General features: G+C 37.7%; 17 protein-coding genes. 11 read left to right on the top strand and 6 right to left on the bottom strand.

What is annotated here, in order from left to right:
* Positions 1 to 7 precede the first annotated feature (7 nt).
* From rpoD to DKZ56_RS10545, 5 genes are all read left to right on the top strand, one after another.
* Positions 8 to 1,132 carry an RNA polymerase sigma factor RpoD gene (gene rpoD / locus DKZ56_RS10565; RefSeq protein ID WP_208649955.1) on the top strand — a complete coding sequence of 375 codons (1,125 nt, stop codon included), beginning with the start codon at positions 8 to 10 and terminating at the stop codon, positions 1,130 to 1,132.
* Between the two features lie 152 nt (positions 1,133 to 1,284).
* Positions 1,285 to 1,851, top strand: coding sequence for a hypothetical protein (locus tag DKZ56_RS10560; RefSeq protein ID WP_208649954.1), 567 nt, complete (start codon positions 1,285 to 1,287; stop codon positions 1,849 to 1,851).
* Between the two features lie 252 nt (positions 1,852 to 2,103).
* Entirely contained in the window at positions 2,104 to 2,454 is a 351-nt protein-coding gene (locus DKZ56_RS10555; protein WP_208649953.1) for a c-type cytochrome, read from the top strand.
* A 93-nt stretch (positions 2,455 to 2,547) separates the two neighbouring features.
* Positions 2,548 to 3,246, top strand: coding sequence for a tRNA (adenine(22)-N(1))-methyltransferase (locus DKZ56_RS10550; RefSeq protein WP_208649952.1), 699 nt, complete (start codon positions 2,548 to 2,550; stop codon positions 3,244 to 3,246).
* Positions 3,243 to 4,361: a Nif3-like dinuclear metal center hexameric protein gene (locus DKZ56_RS10545; RefSeq protein ID WP_208649951.1), complete on the top strand. Its 1,119-nt coding sequence runs from the start codon at positions 3,243 to 3,245 to the stop codon at positions 4,359 to 4,361. Before DKZ56_RS10550 ends, DKZ56_RS10545 begins: the two co-directional genes overlap by 4 nt.
* A 295-nt stretch (positions 4,362 to 4,656) precedes the next feature.
* On the opposite strand, the gene DKZ56_RS10540 is transcribed toward DKZ56_RS10545, so the two are convergent.
* On the bottom strand, positions 4,657 to 5,268 hold the full coding sequence (locus DKZ56_RS10540; protein WP_208649950.1) for a hypothetical protein: 612 nt from the start codon (positions 5,266 to 5,268) through the stop codon (positions 4,657 to 4,659).
* A 276-nt stretch (positions 5,269 to 5,544) separates the two neighbouring features.
* On the opposite strand from DKZ56_RS10540, the gene DKZ56_RS10535 reads away from it, so the two are divergent.
* Positions 5,545 to 6,189: an alpha/beta hydrolase gene (locus DKZ56_RS10535; protein WP_208649949.1), complete on the top strand. Its 645-nt coding sequence runs from the start codon at positions 5,545 to 5,547 to the stop codon at positions 6,187 to 6,189.
* Positions 6,190 to 6,208: 19 nt separating this feature from the next.
* On the opposite strand, the gene DKZ56_RS10530 is transcribed toward DKZ56_RS10535, so the two are convergent.
* Entirely contained in the window at positions 6,209 to 6,709 is a 501-nt protein-coding gene (locus DKZ56_RS10530; RefSeq protein WP_208649948.1) for a 23S rRNA methyltransferase, read from the bottom strand.
* A 129-nt stretch (positions 6,710 to 6,838) separates the two neighbouring features.
* Here DKZ56_RS10530 and DKZ56_RS15760 point away from each other — a divergent pair, with 129 nt between their 5' ends.
* Positions 6,839 to 6,967: a hypothetical protein gene (locus tag DKZ56_RS15760; protein ID WP_281275654.1), complete on the top strand. Its 129-nt coding sequence runs from the start codon at positions 6,839 to 6,841 to the stop codon at positions 6,965 to 6,967.
* A gap of 47 nt (positions 6,968 to 7,014) precedes the next feature.
* Here the strand turns inward: DKZ56_RS15760 and DKZ56_RS10525 are convergent, their stop codons facing one another.
* The 4 genes from DKZ56_RS10525 to DKZ56_RS10510 form a co-directional block, all read right to left on the bottom strand.
* Positions 7,015 to 7,587 carry a hypothetical protein gene (locus DKZ56_RS10525; RefSeq protein ID WP_208649947.1) on the bottom strand — a complete coding sequence of 191 codons (573 nt, stop codon included), beginning with the start codon at positions 7,585 to 7,587 and terminating at the stop codon, positions 7,015 to 7,017.
* Between the two features lie 19 nt (positions 7,588 to 7,606).
* A complete protein-coding gene (gene ispG / locus DKZ56_RS10520; protein ID WP_208649946.1) occupies positions 7,607 to 8,707 on the bottom strand; it encodes a flavodoxin-dependent (E)-4-hydroxy-3-methylbut-2-enyl-diphosphate synthase in 1,101 nt (366 codons plus the stop codon).
* A gap of 91 nt (positions 8,708 to 8,798) precedes the next feature.
* Complete coding sequence (locus DKZ56_RS10515; RefSeq protein WP_208649945.1) at positions 8,799 to 9,128, bottom strand: hypothetical protein; 330 nt, start codon at positions 9,126 to 9,128, stop codon at positions 8,799 to 8,801.
* Between the two features lie 43 nt (positions 9,129 to 9,171).
* On the bottom strand, positions 9,172 to 9,687 hold the full coding sequence (locus tag DKZ56_RS10510) for a DUF1189 family protein (RefSeq protein ID WP_208649944.1): 516 nt from the start codon (positions 9,685 to 9,687) through the stop codon (positions 9,172 to 9,174).
* A gap of 115 nt (positions 9,688 to 9,802) precedes the next feature.
* Between DKZ56_RS10510 and DKZ56_RS10505 the strand changes: the two genes are divergently transcribed.
* From DKZ56_RS10505 to DKZ56_RS10490, 4 genes are all read left to right on the top strand, one after another.
* Positions 9,803 to 10,285, top strand: a complete 483-nt coding sequence (locus tag DKZ56_RS10505) for a DUF456 domain-containing protein (RefSeq protein ID WP_208649943.1) — start codon at positions 9,803 to 9,805, stop codon at positions 10,283 to 10,285.
* Positions 10,286 to 10,462: 177 nt separating this feature from the next.
* The gene (locus DKZ56_RS10500) at positions 10,463 to 11,074 is read left to right on the top strand and encodes a superoxide dismutase (protein WP_208649942.1); all 612 of its coding nucleotides are present in this window, start codon (positions 10,463 to 10,465) and stop codon (positions 11,072 to 11,074) included.
* Positions 11,075 to 11,301: 227 nt separating this feature from the next.
* Positions 11,302 to 11,475, top strand: coding sequence for a hypothetical protein (locus DKZ56_RS10495; protein ID WP_208649941.1), 174 nt, complete (start codon positions 11,302 to 11,304; stop codon positions 11,473 to 11,475).
* A 142-nt stretch (positions 11,476 to 11,617) separates the two neighbouring features.
* Positions 11,618 to 12,502 carry a patatin-like phospholipase family protein gene (locus DKZ56_RS10490; RefSeq protein ID WP_208649940.1) on the top strand — a complete coding sequence of 295 codons (885 nt, stop codon included), beginning with the start codon at positions 11,618 to 11,620 and terminating at the stop codon, positions 12,500 to 12,502.
* Positions 12,503 to 12,560: the final 58 nt, after the last annotated feature.

Raw genomic sequence — 12,560 nt, 5'->3', positions numbered from 1 at the left:
AAGGTTTATGGCGGACAATTTGTCAGAACGTTCAAGAGAAATTTTAGAAAAAAATTTGGAAGAGGCGAAAAATTTTCTTCGACAAAAAGCAAAAAATGATGGAATTTCCATGGAGGAAATTTCTAAAAAGCTAGAACCATTTGAATTAGAACCTGATGAGATCTTTCACTTTGCAGAAGAATTAGAAAGCCAATATGATATTCGAGTGGAAGGAAAAGAAGAGTTCGAAGAAGAAGCGATCGCGAAACAAGAAGAATTGGAAGAAGAATTTGATTTAAATGATTTAAGCGTTCCTCCTGGTGTGAAAATTAACGACCCTGTTCGAATGTATTTAAAAGAAATTGGACGTGTCGACTTATTAACTGCAGAAGAAGAAACGGAATTAGCAAAGCGTATTGAGCAAGGTGATGAAGAAGCTCGAAAAAGACTTGCAGAAGCAAACTTGCGATTAGTAGTATCTATCGCAAAACGATACGTGGGTCGCGGAATGCTGTTCTTGGATTTAATTCAAGAAGGAAATATGGGGTTAATTAAAGCGGTTGAAAAATTCGACCACCGCAAAGGATTTAAATTTTCTACGTATGCTACTTGGTGGATTCGACAAGCCATTACCCGTGCCATAGCTGATCAAGCGAGAACAATCCGCATTCCAGTTCATATGGTAGAAACAATCAATAAATTAGTACGTGTTCAACGTCAATTATTGCAAGACTTAGGCCGCGAACCAACACCAGAAGAAATTGCAGAAGAAATGGATTTAACGCCTGAGAAAGTTCGGGAAATCCTAAAAATTGCTCAAGAACCGGTATCTCTTGAAACACCAATTGGTGAAGAAGACGATTCCCATTTAGGTGATTTCATTGAAGACCATGATGCGCAATCACCAGCGGATCACGCAGCTTACGAATTATTAAAAGAACAGCTTGAAGATGTATTAGATACATTAACGGACCGTGAAGAAAACGTGCTTCGCCTTCGTTTCGGATTAGATGATGGCCGTACGCGCACCCTTGAAGAAGTCGGCAAAGTTTTCGGTGTAACCCGTGAACGTATTCGCCAAATTGAGGCAAAAGCTTTAAGAAAATTGCGCCATCCATCTCGAAGCAAACGTTTAAAAGACTTCTTGGAATAATTTTACCTATAAGTAAAGGTACCCATATTGGGTGCCTTTTTATATGAAAACTTTAACAAATTTTCATAGAGATTTATTACTTTCTATCGATGTCGAAAAGTAGAAAATCATATAAAATATAGACAAATAACTAAACATTTCGGGGAATATTTATGGAAAATCCTAAAAGACAAATCATCATCAATGAAATCTTATTTTGGAAGCAAAATAAACTTTTGCCAGAACAATATTGCGATTTTTTGCTGACTTTATATATGGAAGGCGAAGACATCGAGGAACAAGAAAATATTAGTTTTAAAAAGTCGATAAAAGTGAAAGAAAAGCGCAAAAAACGCCTTTTCGCCCTTGGAATTCTTTTATTTTCAATAGCCCTTTTAGCGCTCTTATTTTTCTTGTCATCCTATTATTTTGTGATTGGCGCAATTGTTGTTGGAATCGTTGCCATTCTATTGATCATTTATTCATATAAATTTGCAAAAAAACATGATTTTATTACACCGATTTTGCAAGTAGCAGCGGCATTGCTGATTTTTGGCATATCGGTGAAAGTGAGCTTAGTCTATTTTGAGAATAATAATGTCGTTTTATATTCTTTGCTTATTGCCAATTGCCTAATGTGGACGATAACGGGCGCAAGATTGAAGCTTTTGTATTTTACAATTTCCGGTGTGTTAGGATTACTAATCATTATTGGATATCAAATCTTTTTCCTCTCATAAAGAGAATTTTTTCATTCATTTTCTTAAAATAATTTTAAGAGGATTTGAAACAATAATAATCCAACGTTTTTTTAAGAAAATGAAAAACTATAAGATAGAGCTAAATTGTGAAAAATTGTCGAATTTGTTACATTCCTTGTAAAACTTTCTGTTTAGGTCTTTTCGTTTTATAAAATATGAAGTACAATAATGGTTGTTGGCTATATTCTATATATTTTATAGTATTCATGAATTATTAAGGAGGTTAAACACATGAGAAACAACCCGATTGTTCCTTATATCCTCATTATGGCATTGGGTATCGCACTTATCTTCTTCTTGTCATTAGATGGTGTCGAAAAACAAAAAGAAGCTGCTGAAGGTGCAGATGGTGCAACAACTGAAACTGCAGATGCAGAAGATGGAGCAGCTTTAGTTCAAACTTGTATTGGATGCCATGGTCAAGACTTAAAAGGTGGCATGGGTCCTCAAATCGCTGGACTTGATGCGGATCGTATCGTGGATGTTCTTGAAAACGGTATCGAAGGAACTCCTATGACACCTGGAATGAAAACTGGCGACGAAGCGAAAAAAATTGCCGAATACATCAGTTCTTTAGAATAATCTCTTAAATCCTTAGTTGCAATAGGCGACTAAGGATTTGTTTTTTTATATAATGAATAAGAGGCATAAATTAACAATAAAGGCGGGTACATCATGAATGCACAAAATCTTTCCAAACGACTTGAAACAGTAGCTTCCTTTGTGCCAAAAGGAGCAATTGTGGCAGATATCGGTTCTGACCATGCCTATTTGCCATGTTATTTAGTCCATAAAGGGATTGTACAAAAAGCTGTTGCCGGTGAAGTTGTGGACGGGCCTTATCAATCGGCTTTAAAGAAAGTGAAAGAAGAAGGATTAGAAGATCACATTACGGTGAGGCTAGCGGACGGGCTAGAAGCTATTGGAGAAAGCGATGGGGTGGATACCATTACCATTGCCGGAATGGGGGGCTCATTAATCGTCTCCATTCTCGAAAAAAATCCTGAAAAACTGGAGTCTGTTCACCGGCTAATTTTGCAGCCAAACATACACGCCAAATTCATCCGCAAATGGGCGCTCGCTCACCAATGGGAAATCATTGACGAAGCCATTGTCGAAGAAGATGCAAAGATTTATGAAATTCTCGTTTTAGAGCGAGGACAAATGGAATTAACGGAAGCGGAAATATTAATGGGCAAACATCTATTGCGAGAGAAATCGGATGTATTTTTAAAAAAATGGAACAATGAGGTGAAGCATTGGAAAAAAGTGCTTCAATCGCTGGAAAAAGCGGAATCAACGCCGGAGATTATAGCGAAGCGGGAAGAATTGCTTCATCACATTGCACTAGTGGAGGAGGTCATCCAATCATGAAGAAAGCAAATGGGAACGAAATCATTCAGCTGTTTGAAAGTTGGGTGCCGAAAAAATTGGCTTGCATGGAAAATGACCCAATCGGTCTTGCAATCGGCACGTTGAATAAAGAAGTGACAAAGGTATTAGTAACGCTTGATGTAAATGAAGAGGTAGCCGATGAAGCCATTGAAAAAGGGTGCCAGCTCATCATAGCCCATCATCCGCCCATTTTCCGCAAATTATCTAATTTAAGAACGGACACACCTAGCGGGAAACTTTACGAAATGCTTATAAAAAATGATATTGCTGTGTATGCCGCCCATACGAACTTGGATGTGGCGGAAGGCGGTGTCAATGATTTGCTTGCGGATGCATTGGAACTGGAAAACCGTGAAATTTTAGAAAAAACCTACTCCGAACATTTAATGAAACTTGCGGTGTTTGTGCCGGTTGACCATGCAGAGGAGCTTCGCTATGTTCTTGCAAAAGCAGGCGCTGGAAAAATCGGCAATTATGATTCCTGCAGCTATTCAACAGCCGGTACAGGGCGTTTCCGACCGTTAGAGGGGGCGAATCCATACATTGGAGATGTGGGTGAGATTGAATCAACAGAGGAAGAAAAAATCGAAGTAGTTTTTCCAACATCCATGAAAAATAGAATTTTAAAAGCCATGTTGAATGCCCATCCATATGAAGAGCCTGCTTATGACCTTTATACATTGGCCCAGGAAACAAATGAATACGGCATTGGGCGCATCGGCACGTTGAAAGAGACAATGACATTGCGGCAATTTGCGGAGTATGTAAAAGAGCGATTAAATGTTCCAATGGTGCGCATTGTAGGTAAAGAAAATGAAACGGTATCCAAAGTTGCAGTGCTTGGAGGAGACGGAAATAAATATATCCATATTGCAAAAAGAGCCGGAGCGGATGTGTTTGTAACGGGAGATATGTATTTCCATGTGGCTCAAGATGCCCAAGCCATAGGATTAAATATTGTGGATCCTGGCCATCATGTGGAAAAAGTGATGATCAAAGGGGTAAAAGAAAAAATGACCGCCCTTTGTGATGGAAAACTAGATGTGGAGTTTATCGAATCTGAAGTGAATACAGAACCGTTTATTTTTATTTAAAAGTGGAAATAAATAAGAAATGTACAAGCAATCCTATGCATGAGAAGAGGTTGGGACAAATCTAAAAAAACATCATTTTCTCTTTGGAGAAAATGATGTTTCAGACTGTCGACAAACCCCAACTCAAATGCTTCATTTGAGTTGGGGTTTGTCTTTTTTTTGCTCATCATTTTCTAAGATTCTTGAACATCCTAAATTTCCCCCGTTAACCAAGAATTCTATCCCTATTATACAAAAAAAGCCTGTAGATTTGGCCCCTAGTTAGGGACTTTGTCTACAAGCTGAGAGCCATCTTCTAATAAGTAGATGGCTCTTTCGATTTATTCTGATAATCATTATATACATTATGGGACTCATTAATCGAACGCCTAATCATTTTGTCAAAGGAATTGGTGGAATTCAGTTCTTTTACAGCTGCTTTGACAAATCTGGATTGGTTTTCTAAAAAAATTTGAATTTCTTCTTTTGTTCCTAGATGAGCGTCAAAATAGACTCGATTTTTATTGCGCTCAATCATATCTGTTAAGTCATGCTTCAACATGACATGCAAAATCCATCGATTGATTCCTGTAGCCAGTTGTAGAGAAATGATATAATATAGTAATTCGGGGCGATTTTCTCTCGCTTTAAGCTGATTTATATGAATATTTTCTTCAAGCGCAGTGAGAATGACAAAATTTGAGGAGTAGAATAGGGTTTTTCCCGCAGAGTGTATGATATGGTATTTGTCAGGCAAGAGCAGTAGCCAAATATTAAAAGCAATAATCCATGCATCGATTAAATTAAGTGCGCCTTCTTTGACAAGATAATTAAATTGGCTGTATTTCTTGGCTAATTCATTAAATGTATCAATATGATATTGCTCGATATACAATAAACTGCGATCAACAGTGATTTCCCTATACATTCTTTACACCCCTTTGAAATGCAAGTTGTATGATTTCCCCGAATCAAACAAAGCATCGAATAAAAGCATCTAATAATAGTTTACCAAATTCAATTTCAAATCATAGATAAATTTTTAATAATAATGAAAATGATATATTTTAAAGAAATTTCAGGTTGTTTTTCAAAGATTTTTATCAAAATGATAAAAACCTTATGATTAGGATTCATGTTAAAATAATTTGATAGGAAGAATGAGATGTTTTCGCATTCGTAGCTCAGTACAGGAGGAAGGAAAATGGAATCAGTGTTTACTTTTAAACATATAGAACCAAAGGAAAAAAGCCAAAAAAGTCCTGCCATTTTTTTGTTTCATGGACTTGGAAGCAACGAGGAAGATTTGCTGCAAATTATTGGGGATTTGAAAGATGTTTGCCATGTATTTAGTTTAAGAGGACCTATTACCCATGATCCGGGTTATGCCTTTTATACTTTTGAAGAGGAAGGAAAGCCTACACAAGCTATTTTTGACAAAGTGGTCGCTGTGATAAGAGATTTCATTTTGAAAGCGATCGAAGAATATCATTTAGATCCGGAGAAAATTTTTGTTGCGGGCTTTAACCAAGGAGCAGCCATTGCCCAAACATTATGTGTGGTTATGGGCAATCAAATAAAAGCATGTGCTTCATTGTCAGGATTCTTGCCGAATTTTGTGAAGGAGCAATATTTTAAACAGAACATGAGGGGAACTAGAATTTTTATTTCCCATGGGGAATATGATTTCGATTATCCGATTTTCTGGAGTGAAGAAAGCAAAGCGTTTTTTGAAGATTATGGAGCAACAGTCGTTTACAAAACATATCCCGTTGGCCACGGAGTTTCCCCTGAAAATATGCGTGATTTTATTGATTTTATTATGGAAGATGTCCATGAAAAAAGCTGACAGCCGCCGTCAGCTTTTTTTAATTAGACGATTTTACATTCAAATACAGATTGTAAAAGTAATGTAGAATATCTTCTCCTTTTTCATCCACTAACGTTTCTTCTTTCAACTTCATCGATGCGGTTGTTTCACTAGGAATGAGTTCATTCTTTTCAAAAACTAATCGAATATAAATTTTTCCAGTCGTTGAAAGTTCCTTTTTTTCTTCTTCAGATAAATTTAAATCGTCAAATAAAGGTTCCTTCCATGTCCCTTTTACAAGCAGATAATCTTGATTTTCATTTTTTTCATATTCCCATTGGACATCACGTAAAATGGTTTTAAATAAATCCTCTACAGTAAAGGTTTCATTGTTATATTCAAGTTCAGTTTCACGCAAAGAAAAAGCATCGACCGTCAAACCGCTTTTCGCTTTTTCCGCTTGTGTTTGTATGCCAGAAACTGCCTCTTTCATATTGCTGCATCCGGATAATAGAATTATTGAAATAATAATGGCAACAAAAAAATGGACTTTCTTCATTCCGAAACCTCCTAGTGATTAAACTAGCGCCCAATATCATGATAGCGAAAAAATTCATCGTTGGTTTAGAGGAATTTGAAATTTCCGTTAATTTTTGTTGAATTTAACTCTATTAGAAGGGAAGAATTCATGAAAATCAATGATGATTTGTTAGAGAAGCTGGGAGTCTATTTTGTATACCACGATATTTATAATCGATATGGGATTACGTTTGAGAGATTTGTGGAGCGGTGGATGAAGGGGGTATTGGAGTTATAAAAATCCCAAGGCTTGTACAACATTCATGGACAAGCCTTGGGTTATGATTAAAAATGCCGCTCAATCCATTCATTTGCTTCTTTCCAATTTTTCACCCGCACGACATTGCTAGGGATAGCTTTACGATTATACGGCGTATCGAAAAGAAGCACTGGAATCTTTAATTCTTCTGCTAGTTCGACCGCATTATCGTGCTTGTCTTCAAAAAAAACTTCGATGCGATGTTTTTTCGCCACTTCTAATTTATTGTGGCTGCCGATTAATTCAATATGATCGTAAGGAACTTGATGTTTTTCAAACCATCGTTTTGTCACATCATACAAATGATGGTCTCTTGCGGAAATATAAAATAATTCATATTGTTTATGCCAGTTGTTTAAAATTCGTTGGGCATCTTGGGCAATTTTGCTGACAGCGTAAAAATAAGGTTCATTTTCTTTAAACCATCGCGCAAACTCTTTTCGGTCGACGGGATGGGGGAATGCGCTTAAAAAATCATACTCAATGACATCATCAAGCACAATATTGGTTTTATATTGTTTATTGATGTACGGAAGCAGCGTATCGGGAGTTGTAACAGTTCCATCGATATCAATGCCAAAACGAGGTTTTTTCTTCATCGCGACTCCCCCCTCGAGATTAAATTTGCTGTTGTTCCCGTTCAGCCAATTTTTCTGCTGCCAATTTGTCGATTTCTTTTTTCAATTCTTCCACCATTGTTTCTTCAGGCACTTTTCGCACCGTTTTTCCTTTCATAAAGAGAAGGCCTTCTCCACGGGCTCCGGCAATTCCGATGTCTGCTTCTCTTGCTTCGCCAGGTCCGTTTACCGCACATCCTAGCACGGCGACTTTGAGCGGAACATTTAATTTGGAAATATATTCTTCAATTTCATTGGCAATTGAGATTAAATCGATTTCAATTCGTCCGCAAGTAGGGCAAGAAACTAATGTGGCCATATTGGATGCAAGACCAAAGGCTTTTAATAATTCTCTTGCTACTTTTACTTCTTCTACTGGGTCAGCAGAAAGGGAAATGCGGATCGTATTTCCAATGCCTCTTGAAAGAAGGGCTCCTAAACCTGCTGCAGATTTTACTGTGCCGGAAAAGAGCGTTCCTGATTCTGTGATCCCTAGATGCAATGGATAATCGAAGGTGCGGGCTGCTTTTTCATAAGCCTCAATGGCAAGGTTGACATCCGAAGCTTTCATGGACACGATGATATCATGGAAATCTAAATCTTCGAGTATTTTTATATGATGTAAAGCAGATTCGACCATACCATCTGCTGTTGGATAGCCATATTTTTCTAGAATATGTCTTTCAAGGGAACCTGCATTGACACCAATCCGAATAGGCACGCCTCTTTCTTTGGCCGCTTTGACAACGGCTTCTACTTTTTCGCGGCGGCCGATATTTCCTGGGTTGATGCGCACTTTATCGATGCCGTTTTCTATTGCCATTAATGCAAGTTTATAGTTAAAATGAATATCCGCTACTAATGGGATATGGATGCGTTTTTTAATTTCTGGAATGGCTGCTGCTGCCCGTTCATCTGGAACAGCAACGCGCACAATTTGGCATCCTGCTTCTTCAAGCCGCAAAATTTCAGCGACCGTTGCTTCTACATCATGGGTTTTCGTTGTACACATACTTTGAACGATGACTTCATTGTTTCCACCGATAGTTAAATTCCCAACACGTACAGGACGTGTTTTTGTACGATGAATAATTTCACTCATCCAAACTCTCTCCTTCTTAAGGTACTTTTCCCGTACCTTCACTTCCACTATTTTAGCAGTGTAAAATTGTGTCGACAAGGAAGAAACATTATTATTTTTTGCAATTCTCTTGGCTTGCGTAAATCGGAATTTTAATGAATTCACCAGGAACGATGGCTTGATTTTTCAAGTGAGGGTTCATTTTATAAAAATCCGCCATCCGCTCAGGCAAGGAAATTCTTTCATCCGTTGAAAATTCTGCAAGCAGGCGTTGCACCGTATCGCCTTCTTGTGTCATAACGGGCACGGATTTTACGGAAAGCTGTTCATTGCAAGGTTGAGATTCAGAATGGGCAATTAAGGGAACGGTTCCATCCGTTAAATCTATTTTAATAACAACTGCTAGAAGGATGATCATGGCAATTGATAGAAATCGTTTCATAAAAAAATCCCTCCTTGCTCCACTATATGAAGCAGGAAAGGATTCAGAACTTTGTTTTTTCTAATTTTGGATAATTGAAGGATGCAAGAATTAATAGAAAAATAGTAATGATTGCGTTTATTGTTGTGGCTAGCCCGCTAGAAAGGCTGAAAAAGGAAAAGAGGATAGAAAGTAGAGTCGACCAAGTGATGGCAAAAGCGGTTGTTCTCCACATATGCCGATATTCACCGCGGCGTTTAAATAATTTGATGAAGATTGTGCCAATTGCTGCATAAATGGAAATTCGAACAAACAATAGTACGGTCGATGTAAAAAACAATAAAAAAAGAGCGAAAGGATAAAGCAGCCATTGAATGTCTTTCACATATTGTTGCAAACCTTTCATTTGAATGGCTGTTTCAGATACTCCTGTCATAAATTGAATAAAAGAAAAAAACGTCACGATGGTGATGAGTATGAAAACGTATTGAATGACTTTTCCAATGGATAGTATCCGATAGGCCGCAAGTTTTTTGGGTTGAAATAGGCTGTCTAAAAACAATTGTATATGCGAAACCATGATTTTCTCCTCCATTGAAAGTTTAACATGAAAAGGGAAAAAGAAAAAATGAACAAATTGGTTTTCTTGAAACTTTTTTAATCTATTACGCCATAACAAGTATGGAGGGAAGAAGTTGGAATTTCTTGCTTGGTTGTTAATTATCGCTTGTTTTATCATCGCCTTTATCGGTTTAATATACCCGATTATTCCGTCAGTGCTGTTTTTATTGCTGGGTTTTATCCTTTATGGATTGTTTTTTTCCTTTACCGAACTTTCCTTGGGGTTTTGGCTGATTGAAATCCTGTTTGTCATTCTTTTGTTTTTGGCGGATACAATCGCGAATTTGATTAGTGTGAAAAAATTTGGCGGAACAAAAGCAGGCCTTTGGGGAAGTACGATTGGGCTTTTGATAGGCCCGTTTGTCATTCCATTTTTGGGCATACTGATAGGCCCTTTTTTAGGGGCAGTGATTGGGGAATTTATTGTTGCCCGTTCGAACATTTATCAGGCATTCCGGGCGGGCATCGGTTCCCTTGTCGGTTTTTTAACTTCTGTAGCAACGAAATGTGTTCTTCAATTGGTGATGATTGTGATTTTTATCGTCGCCATCGTATAAAAACACCGTTGAAGGGAAATAGTGAGTTTGGTTGGGTTTCAGCGGGCGAACATGGTTTCAGTCAAAAGTCCGAAATAGCATAGAGGCTGAGCGTAATAATTGAACGGCTATATTTATTCTGATAATCTTATAGCAGAGGTAAGAAATTACTGATTTATATAAAGGGAGGAAATTTTCATGGCATTTGAATTACCAAAATTACCTTATGCATATGACGCATTAGAACCTCATATTGACGCACAAACAATGGAAATTCACCATACGAAACACCACAATACGTATGTGACAAACTTAAATGCTGCTGTTGAAGGCACAGAATTCGCAGATAAAGATTTAATTGAATTAATCTCAAATCTTGATGCAGTGCCTGCAGATAAACAAACTGCTGTACGCAACAACGGCGGCGGACATGCCAACCACTCTTTGTTCTGGGAAATTTTAACTCCTGGTGGTGCAAAAGCTCCTACAGGTGATTTAGCAGCTGCGATCGATGCAAAATTCGGCAGCTTTGATGCATTTAAAGATGAATTCTCTAAAGCTGCTGCTGGCCGCTTCGGTTCAGGTTGGGCTTGGCTTGTAGTAGATAAAAACGGCGAGTTAAAAGTTACTTCTACACCAAACCAAGATTCTCCATACATGGAAGGCGAAACACCAATCCTTGGTTTAGACGTTTGGGAGCATGCTTATTACTTAAAATATCAAAACCGTCGTCCTGATTACATCTCTGCATTCTGGAATGTAGTAAACTGGGACGTTGTAGCTGAAAAATACGCAGCTGCGAAAAAATAATGGTTCTTCTGATCAGAGCTTCTTGCAAGTTCTGAACGGCTAGCAAGAAAGGATCAGCTTTCATCCTTTGTGGGTGAAGGCTGATCCTTTTTGTTTGCGTTGAAGCAATTTTTATTTTGTATATTTTTCTTCCTAAAATTCGTTAGTTGTAGTGAACTTTTCAATTTTTCACCTTCCGCATAAATTGGAGAATTTGGGACACATTATGTTTGATGGAGGTGACCGATATGGCGAAGAAAAAAGAAAAATCATTAGATCGAGAAGAATATGGCTATGGGTATGATTTAAGCCCGGATGATTTGGATGTGATTGGCCAAAATGAGAAAGCAAAAAAAGCAAATCAAAATGAAAACAAAGGCAAGCCATCTAGTAAGCAAAATCCTTCTATTTTAAACGAATAATATTCGACAACCTATTCGCAAGCTGCATATACATAGCTTGCGAATTTTTTACTAAACCCTTTCGATTCTTCTCGATAAAAAGTTCTAAAATCCCTTATTTTTTCTTACATTATTATACCAATGAAAAATAAGGGAGAGGTACATGGAAATAGATGGTGTTTTTTCAGGTGGTGGAGTAAAAGCTTTTGCCTTTATCGGTGCCCTTCAAGTATTGTCGGAAAAAGGATATATCTTTAAAAGGGTGGCTGGAACAAGCGCCGGTTCCATTGTAGCTGCTTTTATTGCAGCCGGGTATACAGTGCAGGAAATGGAGAAGGCATTGGACGAATTGGATACAAAATCGCTGCTCGATGCACCGAGGTTTTCGAAAACCCTTCCTTTCATGAAATGGTTGAATTTATATATACGCTTAGGATTGTATAAAGGAAAAGCTCTTGAAAAATGGCTGTGGAAAAAATTAGCAGAAAAAAATGTATATACCTTTGGGGATTTGCCAAAAGATTCCTTAAAAGTGGTTGTCTCAGATTTAACAAACGGCCGCATGATTGTACTGCCAGATGAGTTGCATTTGTATGGAAAAGATTGGAGAGAGTTTTCGGTTGCAAAAGCATTAAGAATGAGCTGCGGCATACCGTTTTTCTTTGAACCAGTAAAAATTCACAATGGGAATGGAGATTCCATCTTTGTCGACGGCGGAGTATTAAGCAATTTTCCATTGTGGATTTATGATAACGGGAAAAAGGTTCGGCCAATTTTAGGGTTAAAACTCAGCAGTCACGCTTCAGAAATTCCTCCTCATAAAATCGAGAATGGGCTGCATTTATTTGAGGCATTATTTAAGTCGATGATGAATGCCCATGATAATCGGTACATTTCAAGAAGGCATGAGAAAAATATTATTTTTATCCCAGTGGAGCATTATAGCGCTACGCAGTTTGATTTGGATGAAGATGCGAAAGAACAGTTGATTCAAATTGGCAGGACAAAGGCGGAACATTTTTTGAAATATTGGCGGCCGATTCATTAACATAAATGACTGCATTTTTTAAAATACTAAAAATAAAAACGATGAATGGAGTGATGGA

It is taken from the genome of Ureibacillus thermophilus (genome assembly GCF_004331915.1).
GTDB classification, from domain to species: domain Bacteria; phylum Bacillota; class Bacilli; order Bacillales_A; family Planococcaceae; genus Ureibacillus; species Ureibacillus thermophilus.
Note: the sequence above shows the minus strand (reverse complement) of the source record. Positions and strands in the feature narration are given on the sequence as shown.

Coding starts and splice junctions, on each gene's coding strand:
- rpoD (WP_208649955.1), top strand. CDS start 8: ATGGCGGACAATTTGTCAGAACGTTCAAGAGAAATTTTAGAAAAAAAT.
- DKZ56_RS10560 (WP_208649954.1), top strand. CDS start 1,285: ATGGAAAATCCTAAAAGACAAATCATCATCAATGAAATCTTATTTTGG.
- DKZ56_RS10555 (WP_208649953.1), top strand. CDS start 2,104: ATGAGAAACAACCCGATTGTTCCTTATATCCTCATTATGGCATTGGGT.
- DKZ56_RS10550 (WP_208649952.1), top strand. CDS start 2,548: ATGAATGCACAAAATCTTTCCAAACGACTTGAAACAGTAGCTTCCTTT.
- DKZ56_RS10545 (WP_208649951.1), top strand. CDS start 3,243: ATGAAGAAAGCAAATGGGAACGAAATCATTCAGCTGTTTGAAAGTTGG.
- DKZ56_RS10540 (WP_208649950.1), bottom strand. CDS start 5,268: ATGTATAGGGAAATCACTGTTGATCGCAGTTTATTGTATATCGAGCAA.
- DKZ56_RS10535 (WP_208649949.1), top strand. CDS start 5,545: ATGGAATCAGTGTTTACTTTTAAACATATAGAACCAAAGGAAAAAAGC.
- DKZ56_RS10530 (WP_208649948.1), bottom strand. CDS start 6,709: ATGAAGAAAGTCCATTTTTTTGTTGCCATTATTATTTCAATAATTCTA.
- DKZ56_RS15760 (WP_281275654.1), top strand. CDS start 6,839: ATGAAAATCAATGATGATTTGTTAGAGAAGCTGGGAGTCTATTTTGTA.
- DKZ56_RS10525 (WP_208649947.1), bottom strand. CDS start 7,587: ATGAAGAAAAAACCTCGTTTTGGCATTGATATCGATGGAACTGTTACA.
- ispG (WP_208649946.1), bottom strand. CDS start 8,707: ATGAGTGAAATTATTCATCGTACAAAAACACGTCCTGTACGTGTTGGG.
- DKZ56_RS10515 (WP_208649945.1), bottom strand. CDS start 9,128: ATGAAACGATTTCTATCAATTGCCATGATCATCCTTCTAGCAGTTGTT.
- DKZ56_RS10510 (WP_208649944.1), bottom strand. CDS start 9,687: ATGGTTTCGCATATACAATTGTTTTTAGACAGCCTATTTCAACCCAAA.
- DKZ56_RS10500 (WP_208649942.1), top strand. CDS start 10,463: ATGGCATTTGAATTACCAAAATTACCTTATGCATATGACGCATTAGAA.
- DKZ56_RS10495 (WP_208649941.1), top strand. CDS start 11,302: ATGGCGAAGAAAAAAGAAAAATCATTAGATCGAGAAGAATATGGCTAT.
- DKZ56_RS10490 (WP_208649940.1), top strand. CDS start 11,618: ATGGAAATAGATGGTGTTTTTTCAGGTGGTGGAGTAAAAGCTTTTGCC.